Genomic DNA, 15,078 nt, shown 5'->3' with positions numbered 1-15,078 from the left:
GTGTTTACGTAGTGATGGACAATTCCGGGATCCGCGTCACGGAGGTGTGCGCCATGGCTGATGCCGCGCTGCGGCTCAAATCCCTCTTCGAACAGCTGCTGGGAACCCCTGTCCCCGTGCGCATCCGCGCCTGGGACGGTTCCGAGGCCGGGCCGCCCGATGCGCCGGCCCTGGTCGTACGCAATCGCCGCGCCCTGCGCCGACTCCTGTGGAAGCCCGGAGAACTGGGCATGGCGCGTGCCTGGGTCTCCGGAGACCTGGACATCGAGGGCGACCTGTACGCGGCCCTCGACGCGATGTCCTCGCTGGTGTGGGAGCGCGGTGCCGACGCCCGCAGCCTCGCCCAGGCCCTGCGCGATCCCGAGGTGCGGTCCGCCGTACGCGGACTGGTGAAGCTCGCCGGACTCCCGCTGCCGCCCGCCCCGCCCCCGGAGGAGGTCCGCCGCAGCCGCGCCCACCTCCACACCAAGCGCACCGACAAGCGGGCCATCAGCCATCACTATGACGTCGGCAACGACTTCTACGAGATCGTCCTCGGGCCGTCCATGGTCTACTCGTGCGCCTACTGGGAGTCCCCGGACGGCACCTTGGAGGACGCGCAGCGCGACAAGCTCGAACTCATCTGCCGCAAGCTGGAGTTGACGCCCGGTCAGCGACTGCTGGACGTCGGCTGCGGCTGGGGTTCCATGGCGATCCACGCGGCCCGCGAGTACGGCGTGAGCGTCGTCGGCGTGACCCTCTCGCAGGAACAGGCGGCCTACGCCCGTAAGCGCGTCGCCGAGGAGGGACTCACCGACAAGGTCGAGATCCGCGTCCAGGACTACCGCGACGTCGCCGACGGGCCCTACGACGCCATCTCCTCCGTCGGCATGGCCGAGCACGTGGGCTCCGCACGGTACCTGGAGTACGCGAGGGTCCTCCACGCACTGCTCAGACCGGGCGGGCGGCTGCTCAACCACCAGATCGCCCGCCGCCCGTGGCAGGACGAATCGGCGTACGACATCGACGAGTTCATCGACGCCTATGTCTTCCCCGACGGCGAACTCGCCCCGATCGGCGCCACCGTGACCCAGCTGGAGAGCGCTGGGTTCGAGGTGCGGGACGTCGAGGCGATCCGCGAGCACTACGCGCTCACCCTGCGCCGCTGGGTCGCCAACCTGGAGGCCGAGTGGCGGCGCGCGGTCGGGCTCGTCGGCGCCGGGCGGGCCCGGGTCTGGCGGCTCTACATGGCGGCCTCCGCGCTCGGCTTCGAGCGCAACCGCATAGGAGTCAACCAGGTGTTGGCCGTCAGGACCCCCGAACCGGGCGGCTCCGGAATGCCGTTGCGCGCCCGCACCTGGAACTGAGCCAACGGCAAGGGGCCCTGTTCCGCATCGGAACAGGGCCCCGACTCATGTGCGGCTACTCGGATTTGATGGCCGACAGCATGTTCAGCTTCGCCGCCCGCCGGGCCGGCCACAGGGCCGCCAGGACGCCGACCGTGCCCGCCAGGAGCAGGAAGAGCGCCATCCGGGCCCAGGGAATGACCAGTTCGTACGTCGACATCTTCGCGCCGATCAACTCACCGGCCGCCCAGCCGAAGAAGACTCCCAGGCCGATGCCGAGCACCCCGCCGAAGAGCGAGATGACCAGGGACTCCAGGCGGACCATCCGTTTGATGCCCTTGCGGTCCAGGCCGATCGCGCGCAGCATCCCGATCTCCTGCGAGCGCTCGAAGACCGACATGGCAAGGGTGTTGATGACTCCGAGGACCGCGACGATCACCGCCATGGCGAGCAGGCCGTAGACCATGTTGAGGATCAGGGTGAAGATCTGCGCGATGCTGTTGGAGAGGTCCTTCTTGTCCTGGACCTTGACGGCCGGGTTGGAGCCGAGGGCCTTCTCCAGCTTGTCCTTGGTCGAACTCGACGCGCCGTCCGCGGTCTTGACGAGGATCTGCATGTCGGCCGGGTCGGTCTGGTGCGGGGAGAGCGTCGCGTTGTCGAGCATGATGCCGCGGATCAGCGCGTTGCCCTCGTAGACCGCGGAGACGGTCAGCTGCTGCGCCTTGCCGTCCTCGTAGTGCGTGGTGAAGGTCGAACCGGCCTTCCAGCCATGGGACTTGGCCGTGTCATCGTCCACGACGACCTGCGTGCCGGCGACCTTGAAGGTGCCGCTGTCGACCTTGAGGTCGGTGAGCTTGCCGATCGCGGAGCCGTTGACCCCGGTCAGGAACTCGGTCTCGCCGTCGATGCGCGAAGGGGCGTTGCGCAGCGGGCTGCTGGCGGTGATGCCGGAGGTGGTGGTGAGCGTCTTGTCGACGTCGGGGGAAAGCTGGTTGCCGTTCGCCATCGAGACGATGTAGTCCGCGCTGATCGCGGACGAGGCCATCCGGTCGATCGCCTGCTGGAGGCTGCCCGCCATCACCGTCATGCCGGTGATGAGGGTGAGGCCGATCATCAGCGCGGAGGCGGTGGCGGCCGTACGGCGCGGGTTGCGCACCGAGTTCTGGCGGGCCAGCTTGCCGGAGATCCCGAAGATCCGCAGGACCGGGGCCGCGGCCGCGATCAGCGGGCGGGACAGCAGCGGGGTCAGGATGAACACGCCGATGATGAGGAGTACGGCGCCGATCCCCATGGGGGCCTGGCCGTCCGAACCGCTCATCGACGTGGCCGCGATGACGACCGCGACGCCCGCGCCGGAGAACAGCGCGCCGAGCGTGTTGCGCAGCACCAGCGACTTGGTGGTGGCCTGCGCGTACAGGCTGCTCATCGCGGCGACCGGCGGGATCTTCGCGGCCCGGCGGCCGGGCAGCCAGGCGGCGAGCATGGTGATGAGGATGCCGACCGCGAGGGCGCTCAGGACCGTGCCCGAGGTGATGATCAGCGGGCCGTCCGGGACCGTCGCGCCGATCGTGCCCATCAGGGCCCGCAGTCCGGCGCCGATGCCGATACCGGTGACCAGACCGGCCACCGCGGCGACCGCGCCGACCACGAACGCCTCAAGGAGCACCGACCGCGTGACCTGCCGGCGGGAGGCGCCGACCGCGCGCAGCAGCGCCAGTTCCTTGGTGCGCTGGGCGACCAGCATGGTGAAGGTGTTGGCGATGATGAACGTGCCGACGAAGAGCGCGATCCCCGCGAAGACCAGCAGCCCCGACTTCAGGCCGCTCATCGAGGAGGCGATCGTCTCGGCCTGGTCGTCGGCGAGCTTCTTGGCGGTGGTGGTCTCGGTCTGCCCCTTCGGGAGGGCCTGGTCCAGCGCGGACTTCAGCGCCGCCTGACTCGTCCCGGCCGCCGCCTTCACATCGATCTCGTCGTACGTCCCCGCCTTGCCGAACAGCTTCTGCGCGGTGGCCGTGTCGAAGAGGGCCAGGCTGCCGCCGGCGGCGACATTGCCGTCGTCGGTGGTGAAGATGCCGGTGATCTTCGGGGACAGCACCGGCCCGTCGACCGACAGACGGACGGTGTCGCCGACCTTGTACCCGGCGCGCTTCGCGGTCTCGGAGTCGATCGCGACCTCGCCCGAACCGTGCGGTGCCGTACCGGACTTGAGGGGATAGCGGGCGTCCTTGTCCCCCCAGTAGTTGCCGCCCTCGGACTGGAAGCCGCCGCCGATGAGCTTGCCCTTCTTGTCGGCTATGGCGGTGAAGCCGTTGACGACCCCGGTCGCGGACGCGGCGCCCGGCACCTTCGCGCTGGTGTCGAGCATGGCCTGGGTCAGCTCGGGTGTCTTGCCGACCGCGTCGCCCTGGCTGTCCTGGTGCTTGGCCTGCACGGCGACGTCGACCTGGTCGAAGCCCTTGGCCGAGCTGTTCTGGAAGGCGTTCGAGATGGTGTTGGTGAAGACCAGGGTCCCCGACACGAACGCGACGCCGAGCATCACGGCGAGCACGGTCATGAGGAGCCGGGCCTTGTGCGCGAGTACGTTGCGCAAGGCGGTTCGGAACATGGGTCTACTCAGTCCAGGTGTACGAGAGGTGAGCCGGGGCGGCGAAGTCTGATGCCGGGGCGGTGAGTTGAGGAGCCGTCAGAAGGCTCAGCTGGTACGGCCCTTGGCGTCGAAGCGCTTCATGCGGTCGAGCACCGAGTCCGCCGTCGGCTCGAAGACCTCGTCGACGATGCGGCCGTCCGCGAGGAACACCACCCGGTCCGCGTAGGCCGCGGCCACCGGGTCGTGGGTCACCATGACCACCGTCTGCCCCAGCTCCCGTACGGAGTTGCGCAGAAAGCCCAGCACCTCCGCGCCGGAACGCGAGTCGAGGTTCCCGGTCGGCTCGTCGCCGAAGATGATGTCCGGGCGGGAGGCCAACGCCCTTGCCACGGCGACGCGTTGCTGCTGGCCGCCGGAGAGCTGGGAGGGCCGGTGCTTGAGCCGGTCGGAGAGACCGATCATCCGGATCACCGAGTCCAGCCACTCCTTGTCGGGCTTGCGGCCCGCGATGTCCATGGGGAGCGTGATGTTCTCCAGAGCCGTCAGCGTCGGCAGCAGGTTGAACGCCTGGAAGATGAAACCGATCTTGTCCCGGCGCAACTTCGTGAGCTGCTTGTCCTTCAGGGAGCCCAGCTCGGTGTCACCGATCCGGACGGAACCGGACGAGAACGAGTCCAGGCCGGCCACGCAGTGCATGAGGGTGGACTTGCCGGACCCCGAGGGGCCCATGATCGCCGTGAACTCGGCCCGCCGGAAGGAGATCGAGACCCGGTCGAGGGCGACCACCTGGGTCTCGCCCTGTCCGTAGATCTTGGAAAGATCCGTGGCGCGCGCGGCCACTGAGGTGGTCCGGTCGGCGATGGGGGTGGTGGTCACGGGTGGCACTCCTGTCGGGACGACGGTGTTGCTGGGGACGTGTCCCATCCTTCCGGCCGTATCCCGCCGTGGAGTCACCCGCTGTTCCGGTTCCGGGGGCAGCCTTCAGTCGGACTGCACCTCGCGCTGTCATACCTGGGGATGAGGACCGACCCCTGAGTCAGGCCCAGGTCAAGAACCGGTGGAGCACCCTCGTTCGGGCGGTGAAATTCCGTCATTCCGCATACAGGCCCCCACACCGCACGCAAGGCTATTGGCAAGTGCTGATGGCTCTTTCCACGGTCTGATGAACCCTCAGACATCAATAAAATAAGACAACATCGGTACGCCCGCCCGCTGTTGGGGAGACGCGCCCCGATAGGCTCGGGACCTCGATGCGGAGCCCACGGCCTGCCCGGATGGTGGAATGCAGACACGGCGAGCTTAAACCTCGCTGCCCCTTCGCGGGCGTACCGGTTCAAGTCCGGTTCCGGGCACTATCGTGGTCACTGACAGTGACCTGCGGGAACGGTGTGTTGTTTCGGCACACCGTCGCACGGGATGTGAAGCCCCAACCGTTGACAGCCCGGCCCGACCGGTCGGAGACTGATTGCGACCAAATGGGTGAAGGAAATTTCACTTCACGAACATCCGAACATCCCGCTTCCTGAACATCTCACTCCGCGAACGTCAGTGAACGGCCCGCGCTCGAAGGGACCCCCGATGCGTACCACCGTCGGCATCATCGGAGCCGGCCCCGCCGGACTCCTCCTCGCCCGGCTGCTGCACAACGCCGGTATCGACTCGGTCGTCCTGGAGAGCCGGGACCGGGAGTACGTCGAGCACCGCCAGCGGGCCGGGATCCTGGAGCAGGGGACCGTCGACGTACTGCGCGAGGCGGGGGCAGGGGAGCGGATGGACCGCGAGGGACTCCGGCACGACGGGATCGAGCTGCGGTTCGACCGGCGGCGGCACCGGGTGGACTTCCCGGCCCTCACCGGCGGCCGTAGCGTGATGGTCTACGCGCAGACCGAGGTGTGCAAGGACCTGATCGCCCTTCAACTCGCGGGCGGCGGGCCCCTGTTGTTCGAGGCCGAGGCGCTCGCGGTGGAGGGCGCGGACACTGACAGCCCGCGCGTCCGGTTCCGGCAGCACGGCCGCGAGGACGTCCTCGACTGCGACTACGTCGTCGGCTGCGACGGGTTCTGGGGCGTCGCCCGCACCGTCATCCCCGCCGAACTGACCCGCGTCTTCGAGCGGTCGTACCCCTACGCCTGGCTCGGCATCCTCGCCGACGTCGCCCCCTCGCACGACGAACTCGTCTACGCCCGCCACGACCGCGGCTTCGCCCTCCTCTCCATGCGCTCCCCCTCCGTCTCCCGTCTCTACCTCCAGGTGGAGGAGGACGCGGACGCCGAGAGCTGGAGCGACGACGCGATCTGGGACGAACTGGAGCGCCGGTTCGAGACCGAGGACGGCTGGAGGCTCGACCGCGGGCCCATCACCCAGAAGTCGGTCACCCCGATGCGCTCCTACGTCCACGAGCCCCTGCGGTACGGCCGGCTCTTCCTCGCCGGCGACGCCGCGCACATCGTGCCGCCCACCGGGGCCAAGGGACTCAACCTCGCCGTCGGCGACGTCGTCACCTTCGCGCGGGCACTGACGTACAGGAAGAAGACGGGGAGCGAGGAGCGGCTCGACGCGTACTCCGCGACCTGTCTGCGGCGGGTGTGGCAGGCCGAGCGGTTCTCCTACGACATGACGAGCCTCCTGCACATCGCGCCCGGCGCGACGTCCTTCGAGGGGCGGCTCCAGCTGGCCCGGCTGGAGCGGATCGCGTCCTCGCGGGCGGCCGAGACGGACCTCGCGGAGGCGTACACCGGGTTCCCCCTGGACGAACCGGCCGAACCGGTTGAACAGGGATAAGGGCCTTCTAAGGCGGGCGTCACGGGTTGGTACCAGTGTTCACAGGGGGTGCGGTCCACCGCGTACCTTGGCAGGACGAGGGGAAGATCCTCCCCAAGAGGTAGGGTCAAACTTTTGCCTACCTATTACTCTTGAGGCCAAGGCCGCGCGAGGCGGCCATGGAGGAGTGAAATGAGGAGCAGAAACCCGGTCTTCTCGCGACGGGGGTTCAGCCGCGACAACGGCTACGCGGGCTTCAACACCGCGCCGCAGGCCGGGGGCCCCGCCGTAGGAACGCAGGGCAACCCCTACGCCGGGGGCAACCCGTACGCGCAGAACCCTTACGCCCAGCAGGACCTGCAGCAGGGCGCACCGCCCCAGGCCCCGGCCACCACCGGCCGGATGACCATGGACGACGTCGTCCAGCGCACCGGCACCACCCTCGGCACGCTGATCGTCACGGCCGCGCTCGCCTGGGTGCTGCTCCCGGTCGACGACGCCAACATCGGCCGTTCCTACGGCATCGGGATCGGCGCCGCGCTGATCGCGATGGTGCTGGCGTTCGTCCAGTCCTTCAAGCGCAAGCCCGTCCCCGCGCTGATCCTGTCGTACGCCGCCCTGGAAGGCGTCTTCCTCGGCGTCGTCTCCAGCGTCGTCGACAACCGCATCGCGAGCGGAGCGGCCATGCAGGCCGTGATCGGCACGATGGCGGTCTTCGCCGGCGTGCTCATCGCGTACCGCGCGGGCTGGATCCGCGTCAACCGCCGCTTCTACGGCTTCGTGATGGCCGCCGCGCTCGGCTTCATCCTGCTGATGGCCGTGAACCTGCTGTTCGCGGTGTTCGGCGGCGGCGACGGCCTCGGCTTCCGCAGCGGCCCGCTCGGCATCTTCTTCGGCGTCGTCGGCATCATCCTCGGTGCCTGCTTCCTCGCCCTGGACTTCAAGCAGGTCGAGGACGGCATCGCGTACGGCGCCCCGAAGGAAGAGGCGTGGCTCGCGGCGTTCGGGCTCACGCTGACGCTGGTGTGGATCTACATGGAGTTCCTGCGGATCATCGCGATCCTCAACAGCAACGACTAGCACCGGCCGACGGCGCAGGCTGATCGCGCGAAAGGGCCCCGGGTTCGTTCCCGGGGCCCTTCGTCATGTCCGTGGTGCGCGCCTAGAGCAGTTTGCGCGCGGCCCTCCTCAGGTCGTACTCGTGAATGATCGCCTTGGCGTGGCCGTATGCGAGGTCGTGCTCGGCGCGGAGCCAGCTGACCTTCTCCTCGAAGCGGAAGAGGGCGGGGCCTTCGTCGACGGTGCGCAGCCAGTCGGACACTTCACGACCGGTGCAATGGGGGATGCGGGCGAGCATGTTGCGGTGGGTCTCCTGGGAGAACACTTGGGACATCGGCGCCTCCGGACGCATGGGGTGTAAGCCGGTCCTTCAAGTCACCGTGCCTGAGGGTTCGCCCGTTGGCAACAGTCCGGGTGCGGCGCGTAGTCTCGCGGCGTGGTGGATACGACGCGGTTGACTCAAGCGGTGGATCACTTCGCGGACCGGCTGCGGGCAGCTCCGCAGAGTCGGTTGCAGCGGGGCGCTGCGGCGGAGGCGTTGGGGCTGGCCAGGGAATTCGCCCTGTGGGCGCAGCGGGTTGAGGATCCCTCGGGGGTGCCTCGGGAGATGCCGGACGCGGGGATGTTCGCGGCGGCGGATCAAATCACCGTTGCTGTCCATGATTTGGCGGTCGTGCTGGTGAATGACGCCGAAGTCGACGAGGCGCTCGGGTTGGTTGCGGAGGCGCAGAAGAGGGCGGGGGTCTGAGGTTGCCTCGCGACTGGCGGTCCGTTGTGGCTGGTCGCGCAGTTCCCCGCGCCCCTGAAAGACGCAGGGTGCCGTGAGTCTTGTTCTTCAGGGGCGCGGGGAACTGCGCGACCAGCCCCCACCGGCCCGCGCTCGAAAACGAACCCGCACCCCCGAAAAATCAGAGTGACGCTATGACCCTGTCCGCCAGGATGTACACGTTCTCCTCGCCGCACGCGAACGTCAGTGTGTACGCGCCGGAGATTCCCGAGCCGCCCAGCAGGAACGGGGTTTCGCCGGCGCGGAGGGCCGCCGCGAGGCGTTCGGCGGTTTCGCGGTGGCCGGGGGTCATGCAGAGGGTGGTGCCGTCGACGAAGACGTAGACGTCGAGCGTGCCCAGGGGGCCAGGGCGGACGTCCGCGAGTTCTACGGCGGACTCGGCCAGTTCCTCCAGCGTCGCCACCGTGCGTTCGTGGTCGTTCGCGACCGGTGACTGCGCCGGTACGAAGTCCGGGTGGGACGGGTGGCGGCGGCGGGCCGCGGCCAGTTCGGGGGAGTCTCCGGCGAACTCGTCGGGCTCCGTGAACGGCTCGGTCACCGGCTCCAGCGGTTCGAGGCCCACGAAGTCGCTCTGGCGGGGCATGAACAGCTCGCTGTCGGGCAGACCCAGCAGGGTCGGCACCTCGGTGTCGCGGGCTTCCTGGGCGGCCCAGAAGGCGCGCGCCTCGGCCAGTTCCCGCTCCCGCTCCTCGGCCAGTGCCTCGGCCACGGCGGCGCGTATCTCATCCGCGTCGGCATGACTGCGGGCGGCGGGCACGAGCGCCCGTACGGCGGCGGCCCGGCCCTCGGCCAGTTCGGTGTGCAGGTCCGCCACCTGTCGACGGAGCACCAAGAGGGTGCGCAGGACGGCGACGCCCACGGCGCCTGTGGCGGCCGTGGTGAGCAGCAAAGCGATCGGCATGGCGCTCACTGACGTACTCCCGGTTCAAAGTCGACCCCCGACTTCCTACATCAGCTTGAAGGGCGGACTATCCAGCTGTCAGTGCGTAACGTCACGAATCGGGCAGGACTTTGGGCCCGATGTTTGGTGGTGAAACGGTCCTGACCTGGGAAAATCCCTCTCCGAAGGGAGATAGGTCACATCCTGGGGGAGATTGGATCACAAATCGGCCCAGAACCCAGGTGGTTACTGGGTTCCGGGCCTGAGGGTGACACAAAGTTCCCGTACGGCTACGGGGAGTTGGTCAGCTGAGACGCTCGATGACCATCGCCATGCCCTGGCCGCCGCCGACGCACATCGTCTCCAGACCGAACTGCTTGTCGTGGAACTGGAGGGAGTTGATCAGCGTGCCGGTGATGCGGGCGCCGGTCATGCCGAAGGGGTGGCCGACGGCGATCGCGCCGCCGTTCACGTTCAGCTTCTCCAGCGGGATGTTCAGGTCGCGGTAGGACGGGATCACCTGGGCGGCGAACGCCTCGTTGATCTCGAACAGGTCGATGTCGTCGACGGTGAGACCGGCACGGCCGAGTGCCTGCTTGGAGGCCTCCACCGGACCGAGCCCCATGATCTCGGGCGAGAGACCGGAGACACCGGTCGACACGATCCGGGCCAGCGGGGTCAGGCCCAGCTCGCGGGCCTTCGTGTCGCTCATGATGACGACCGCGGCGGCGCCGTCGTTCAGCGGGCAGCAGTTGCCGGCCGTGACGAGCCCGTCCGGGCGGAAGACCGGCTTCAGACCCTGGACGCCCTCCAGGGTGACGCCGGCGCGCGGGCCGTCGTCCTTGCTGACGACCGTGCCGTCGGGCAGCGTGACCGGGGTGATCTCGCGCTCCCAGAAGCCGTTCTTGATGGCTTCCTCGGCGAGGTTCTGCGAGCGGACACCGAACTCGTCCATGTCCTGGCGGGTGACGCCCTTGATCCGGGCCAGGTTCTCCGCGGTCTGGCCCATCGCGATGTACGGGTCGGGGAGCAGACCGTCCTCGCGCGGGTCGTGCCAGGTGGAGCCCTCGGACGCGGCGGTGGCGGCGGTGCGGGCCTGTGCCTCTTCGAAGATCGGGTTCGTGGTGCCCGGGAGGCCGTCCGAGCTGCCCTTGGCGTAACGGGAGACCATCTCGACACCGGCCGAGATGAAGACGTCGCCCTCGCCGGCCTTGATGGCGTGCAGGGCCATGCGGCTGGTCTGCAGGGACGAGGAACAGTAACGGGTGATCGTGCAGCCCGGCAGGTGGTCCATGCCCATCTGTACGGCGACGATCCGGCCGAGGTTGTAGCCCTGCTCGCCGCCGGGGAGGCCGCAGCCGAGCATCAGGTCCTCGATGAGCGTGGGATCCAGCTCGGGGATCTTCGCGAGGGCGGCCTGGATGATCGTGGCGGTGAGGTCGTCGGGGCGCAGGTCCTTGAGGGAGCCCTTGACGGCGCGGCCGATGGGGGAGCGGGCGGTCGAGACGATGACGGCTTCGGGCATCACGGCTCCATTGGCGTTACGGGGGGACTGGCACGGCTCCTTGGGAAGTTACCCGTACGTATGGCGACGGTCACGGGATGCGCGGTGTGACACTGACCGCAGTTTTCTAAGCGCTTGCTTGGCTGGGCTGACCGTCCCAGGGGGCTCCGCCCCCTGGACCCCCGGCCTATGCCCGCCCACCACCCGTCTCGGTGGGTCGAGAAGTGCGCCAACCCTCAGCCCGTCCGGCGTTTGAGGACGAGGCCGTTCAGGCCGACGGGGGTCCGGGGGTGTAGCCCCCGGGGACGGTGGACCGAGCTGCAGGAGCCGCCTCCGGTTCCGGGACCCGGCGCCTCTTCCTCCGCTTCAGCAACGCCCACGGCCCCCTCGGCCCCGTCGGCATAGCCGCCGTGACCTCCGTGCCCGGCTCCGAAGCCGCCTCCGCGGCGGCCCGTGCCACCGGCAGGAAGCCCTCGCGGCGGGACGCGTCCGGGCGGTCCTCCTCGGCCGGCCAGAGGCCCAGCGCGGCGCAGACGGTCGGCAGGACCGCCATCGCGGCCGTCGCGTACCCCTCCGCCGAGGGGTGGAAGTTGTCCGGGCCGAACAGCTCACGCGGATTCGCCGCGAACTCGGGGCCCAGCAGGTCGCCCAGCGACACCGTGCGCCCGCCCTGCTCGACCGTGCCGATCGTCTGGGCCGCCGCCAGCTGCCGCGAGGCCCGGCGGGCCAGCCAGCGCAACGGCTGCTGCACCTGCTCCACCGTCCCCAGGTCGGGACACGTGCCGACGACCACCTCGGCACCGGCCGTACGCAGCCGCCGTACCGTCGCCGAGAGATGGCGGACCGATCTGGTCGGGTGCATGCGGTGGGTGACGTCGTTCGCGCCGATCATGATCACGCAGACGTCGGGTACGCGGGAGGTGTCCGCGAGGGCGAGGGCCACCTGGCGGTCCAGGTCGTCGGACTGGGCGCCGGGGAGGGCCACGTTGCGCAGTTCGACCGGGCGTTCCGCGACCGCGGCGAGGCCCGAGGCCAGCAGCGCGCCCGGGGTCTGGGCCGCCCGGTGCACGCCCTGCCCGGCGGCCGTGGAGTCGCCGAGCATGGTCAGCCGGAGCGGAGGTTCACCCGGGGTGTCGTAGACATGGCCGTACCGGCCGTCGGCGCTCGGCACATGGTTGCTGCCCGGCGCATGGCCGTTGCCCACATGGCGTTTCACGAAGCGCACCTCGGCCAGCACCAGGCCCACGGCCGCCGCGCCCACCAGTCCGACCCCGCCACCGCCGTACGCCGCACCGGCCGCGATCCGCCGGGCCACCCGCGCCCTCGACATCCTCGTCATACGTCGCCGCCACCTCCTCGTAGCCGTCATCCACTCCTTGCCCCGAACAGCCCGTCGCCCAATCTCAACAGGCGGTGAACGCCCAATCCGGGCCACAGGGCCTGCCCGGCGGGTCCTGTCGCAGACGCGGGGTGTGGCACGCACATCTGCCGCGACCTGACCCGCCGGGCAGGCCCTAGGCTGGCGGAACCAACTACGACCACTTCTTTTGCAGCAACCGGAGACAACGGTGCAATTCCACGACTCGATGATCAGCCTCGTCGGCAACACCCCGCTGCTGAGGCTCAACAGCGTGACCGCGGGCATCCAGGCGACCGTTCTCGCCAAGGTGGAGTACTTCAACCCTGGCGGCAGCGTGAAGGACCGCATCGCGCTGCGCATGATCGAGGCGGCGGAGAAGAGCGGGGAACTCCAGCCCGGCGGCACCATCGTCGAGCCGACCAGTGGCAACACCGGCGTCGGCCTGGCCATCGTGGCCCAGCAGAAGGGGTACCACTGCATCTTCGTGTGCCCCGACAAGGTGTCCACGGACAAGATCAACGTGCTGCGCGCGTACGGCGCCGAAGTGGTCGTGTGCCCCACCGCCGTGGACCCCGAGCACCCGGACTCGTACTACAACGTCTCCGACCGGCTGGTCCGCGAGACGCCGGGCGCCTGGAAGCCCGACCAGTACTCCAACCCCAACAACCCGCTCTCCCACTACCACTCGACCGGCCCCGAACTCTGGGAGCAGACGGAGGGGAAGATCACCCACTTCGTCGCGGGTGTGGGGACGGGCGGGACGATCTCCGGCACCGGGCGCTACCTCAAGGACGCCAGTGACGGGAAGGTCCAGGTCATCGGCGCCGACCCCGAGGGCTCGGTCTACTCCGGCGGCTCCGGGCGGCCGTATCTCGTCGAGGGCGTCGGTGAGGACTTCTGGCCGACCGCGTACGACCGGACCGTCGCGGACGAGATCGTCGCCGTGTCCGACAAGGATTCGTTCCAGATGACCCGGCGGCTGGCCAAGGAGGAGGGGCTGCTCGTCGGCGGTTCCTGCGGGATGGCCGTCGTGGCCGCGCTGCGCGTCGCGGAGCGGCTCGGCCCGGACGATGTCGTCGTCGTGCTGCTGCCCGACAGCGGGCGTGGGTACCTGAGCAAGATCTTCAACGACGAGTGGATGGCCGACTACGGCTTCCTGGAGGACGAGGGCCCCAGCGCCCGCGTCGCCGACGTCCTCAACGACAAGGTGCACGGCGCCATCCCGTCCCTCGTGCACATGCACCCGGACGAGACCGTCGGCGAGGCCATCGAGGTGCTGCGCGAGTACGGCGTCTCGCAGATGCCGATCGTGAAGCCGGGCGCCGGTCACCCGGACGTCATGGCGGCGGAGGTCGTCGGCTCGGTCGTCGAACGGGAGCTGCTGGACGCCCTGTTCACCCAGCGGGCCTCCCTCTCCGACCCGCTGGAGAAGCACATGTCGGCGCCGCTGCCGCAGGTCGGTTCCGGTGAGCCGGTGGGCGACCTGATGACCGTGCTGGGCGCGGCCGACGCGGCGATCGTCCTGGTCGAGGGCAAGCCGACCGGTGTCATCAGCCGGCAGGACCTGCTGTCCTTCCTCGCCAAGGGCGGCAAGCAGTAGGAAACGTCCGGTGAACGGGCCGTGACGGCGGTGACTTTGCGGTTGCCTACCCAAACGGTGGACTTCGTTGAAGTGGTACGAGCGCGTCACGTCCACGCAGCACCCGCTTAACACGGGTACGGCAGATTAGTGGGTGTCGGCAGGGCGGGAGCGGCTCCCCGCCTCGCCGACACAAAAACGGCGTCACGGACCTCCGGAGCGGCTCCCGGACCTCCACCGACGCCCAGGACGCGCCAGCCTGGCCCTGACCCGGCCCGCGTCCCTCGCGGGGACCGCCGTCGTCCCGCCCTCCCGGCAACGGGGGGTGCGGCGGTCCCCGCGCATAGCTTTTTTACGCGGGTACCTCGTCTACGACGCTGAAGTCGCCCAACTTCCCAGCAGCGCAAGCCTCTCCGCCGTCTCCGAACCCGGCTCCGGCGTGTAGACCACGAGCGTCTGCGCCGACTCCCCCGGCACCGCGAGTGTTTCGTACGGCAGGGTCAGCAGGCCCGCGACCGGGTGCCGCACGCGCTTCACACCGTAGGCGCACTCCTTGACCTCGTGGTCGGCCCACAGTCGGCGGAAGTCCTCGCTGCGGAGGGAGAGTTCACCGACGAGGGCGTTGAGTTCCGGGTCGTCCCCCTCGCGGCCGGAGGTCACCCGCAGATTCGCCACGGCCTGTGCGGCGACCGCCGCCCAGTCGGGGTAGAGGTCGCGCGAGGCCGGGTCGAGGAAGACATGGCGTGGGATGTTGCGGACGGCGACGGGCATGGCGCTGAAACCGCTGAGCGCGTCGGCGAGGGTGTTCCAGGCCAGTACGTCCATCCGGGGGCCCAGCACGAAGGCGGGCATCCGGTCCATGCCGTCCAGCAGTACCTGAACTCCGGGGCGGACACGGGGAGTCGGCGTCCGGTCCTTCTTCCCCCGGTGCGGGCGGGCCACCGTACGCAGGTAGCCGTGTTCCGTCTCGTCCAGGCGCAGGACGCGGGCGATCGCGTCGAGGACCGCGTCCGAGACGTTGGTCCCGCGGCCCTGTTCGAGCCGGATGTAGTAGTCGACGCTCACTCCGGCCAGCTGTGCGACCTCCTCGCGGCGCAGTCCTGGGACGCGGCGGCGTCCGTACGAGGCCAGCCCCACCTCCTCGGGCTGGATGCGAGCGCGGCGTGAGCGCAGGAAGTCTCCGATGTCCCCGTCCATGGGTTCGATGGTAGGCCGGTCGCGGTTTTCCCACCTGGTA

Annotated in this window: 12 protein-coding genes and 1 tRNA gene; 6 read left to right on the top strand and 7 right to left on the bottom strand. The window is 69.3% G+C overall.

Annotated elements, in window-relative coordinates:
• Positions 1-53: 53 nt before the first annotated feature.
• Positions 54-1,346, top strand: a complete 1,293-nt coding sequence (locus tag ACIBJH_RS03690) for a class I SAM-dependent methyltransferase (RefSeq protein WP_399115189.1) — start codon at positions 54-56, stop codon at positions 1,344-1,346.
• 55 nt (positions 1,347-1,401) lie between these two features.
• Here the strand turns inward: ACIBJH_RS03690 and ACIBJH_RS03685 are convergent, their stop codons facing one another.
• Positions 1,402-3,930 carry an ABC transporter permease gene (locus ACIBJH_RS03685; RefSeq protein ID WP_399115188.1) on the bottom strand — a complete coding sequence of 843 codons (2,529 nt, stop codon included), beginning with the start codon at positions 3,928-3,930 and terminating at the stop codon, positions 1,402-1,404.
• An 87-nt stretch (positions 3,931-4,017) separates the two neighbouring features.
• The gene (locus ACIBJH_RS03680; RefSeq protein WP_399115187.1) at positions 4,018-4,788 is read right to left on the bottom strand and encodes an ABC transporter ATP-binding protein; all 771 of its coding nucleotides are present in this window, start codon (positions 4,786-4,788) and stop codon (positions 4,018-4,020) included.
• 392 nt (positions 4,789-5,180) lie between these two features.
• Here ACIBJH_RS03680 and ACIBJH_RS03675 point away from each other — a divergent pair.
• From ACIBJH_RS03675 to ACIBJH_RS03665, 3 genes are all read left to right on the top strand, one after another.
• Positions 5,181-5,264: transfer RNA gene (locus ACIBJH_RS03675), tRNA-Leu, on the top strand.
• 226 nt (positions 5,265-5,490) lie between these two features.
• Complete coding sequence (locus tag ACIBJH_RS03670) at positions 5,491-6,693, top strand: 4-hydroxybenzoate 3-monooxygenase (RefSeq protein WP_399115186.1); 1,203 nt, start codon at positions 5,491-5,493, stop codon at positions 6,691-6,693.
• A 171-nt stretch (positions 6,694-6,864) separates the two neighbouring features.
• On the top strand, positions 6,865-7,752 hold the full coding sequence (locus ACIBJH_RS03665; protein ID WP_399115185.1) for a Bax inhibitor-1/YccA family protein: 888 nt from the start codon (positions 6,865-6,867) through the stop codon (positions 7,750-7,752).
• Between the two features lie 82 nt (positions 7,753-7,834).
• Here ACIBJH_RS03665 and ACIBJH_RS03660 read toward each other — a convergent pair whose 3' ends face one another.
• On the bottom strand, positions 7,835-8,065 hold the full coding sequence (locus tag ACIBJH_RS03660; protein ID WP_026151524.1) for a DUF4287 domain-containing protein: 231 nt from the start codon (positions 8,063-8,065) through the stop codon (positions 7,835-7,837).
• A gap of 102 nt (positions 8,066-8,167) precedes the next feature.
• On the opposite strand from ACIBJH_RS03660, the gene ACIBJH_RS03655 reads away from it, so the two are divergent.
• A complete protein-coding gene (locus ACIBJH_RS03655) occupies positions 8,168-8,479 on the top strand; it encodes a hypothetical protein (RefSeq protein ID WP_200812114.1) in 312 nt (103 codons plus the stop codon).
• 160 nt (positions 8,480-8,639) lie between these two features.
• On the opposite strand, the gene ACIBJH_RS03650 is transcribed toward ACIBJH_RS03655, so the two are convergent.
• The 3 genes from ACIBJH_RS03650 to ACIBJH_RS03640 all read right to left on the bottom strand — a co-directional run bounded on the left by ACIBJH_RS03650 (position 8,640) and on the right by ACIBJH_RS03640 (position 12,241).
• Positions 8,640-9,428: a hypothetical protein gene (locus tag ACIBJH_RS03650; protein ID WP_399115184.1), complete on the bottom strand. Its 789-nt coding sequence runs from the start codon at positions 9,426-9,428 to the stop codon at positions 8,640-8,642.
• 274 nt (positions 9,429-9,702) lie between these two features.
• A complete protein-coding gene (locus tag ACIBJH_RS03645) occupies positions 9,703-10,923 on the bottom strand; it encodes an acetyl-CoA C-acetyltransferase (protein ID WP_399115183.1) in 1,221 nt (406 codons plus the stop codon).
• A gap of 247 nt (positions 10,924-11,170) precedes the next feature.
• Entirely contained in the window at positions 11,171-12,241 is a 1,071-nt protein-coding gene (locus ACIBJH_RS03640; protein ID WP_399115182.1) for an SGNH/GDSL hydrolase family protein, read from the bottom strand.
• 229 nt (positions 12,242-12,470) lie between these two features.
• Here ACIBJH_RS03640 and ACIBJH_RS03635 point away from each other — a divergent pair, with 229 nt between their 5' ends.
• Entirely contained in the window at positions 12,471-13,862 is a 1,392-nt protein-coding gene (locus tag ACIBJH_RS03635; protein ID WP_399115181.1) for a cystathionine beta-synthase, read from the top strand.
• Between the two features lie 348 nt (positions 13,863-14,210).
• Here the strand turns inward: ACIBJH_RS03635 and ACIBJH_RS03630 are convergent, their stop codons facing one another.
• The gene (locus ACIBJH_RS03630; RefSeq protein WP_399115180.1) at positions 14,211-15,038 is read right to left on the bottom strand and encodes a helix-turn-helix transcriptional regulator; all 828 of its coding nucleotides are present in this window, start codon (positions 15,036-15,038) and stop codon (positions 14,211-14,213) included.
• Positions 15,039-15,078 lie beyond the last annotated feature (40 nt).

It is taken from the genome of Streptomyces sp. NPDC050548 (genome assembly GCF_044457385.1).
Taxonomy (GTDB): Bacteria; Actinomycetota; Actinomycetes; order Streptomycetales; family Streptomycetaceae; genus Streptomyces.
Note: the sequence above shows the minus strand (reverse complement) of the source record. Positions and strands in the feature narration are given on the sequence as shown.

Bases quoted from the DNA above. Each gene is read 5' to 3' on its own strand.
- ACIBJH_RS03640 (WP_399115182.1), bottom strand. From the start codon at position 12,241: ATGACGAGGATGTCGAGGGCGCGGGTGGCCCGGCGGATCGCGGCCGGT.
- ACIBJH_RS03630 (WP_399115180.1), bottom strand. From the start codon at position 15,038: ATGGACGGGGACATCGGAGACTTCCTGCGCTCACGCCGCGCTCGCATC.
- ACIBJH_RS03670 (WP_399115186.1), top strand. From the start codon at position 5,491: ATGCGTACCACCGTCGGCATCATCGGAGCCGGCCCCGCCGGACTCCTC.
- ACIBJH_RS03685 (WP_399115188.1), bottom strand. From the start codon at position 3,930: ATGTTCCGAACCGCCTTGCGCAACGTACTCGCGCACAAGGCCCGGCTC.
- ACIBJH_RS03645 (WP_399115183.1), bottom strand. From the start codon at position 10,923: ATGCCCGAAGCCGTCATCGTCTCGACCGCCCGCTCCCCCATCGGCCGC.
- ACIBJH_RS03690 (WP_399115189.1), top strand. From the start codon at position 54: ATGGCTGATGCCGCGCTGCGGCTCAAATCCCTCTTCGAACAGCTGCTG.
- ACIBJH_RS03665 (WP_399115185.1), top strand. From the start codon at position 6,865: ATGAGGAGCAGAAACCCGGTCTTCTCGCGACGGGGGTTCAGCCGCGAC.
- ACIBJH_RS03660 (WP_026151524.1), bottom strand. From the start codon at position 8,065: ATGTCCCAAGTGTTCTCCCAGGAGACCCACCGCAACATGCTCGCCCGC.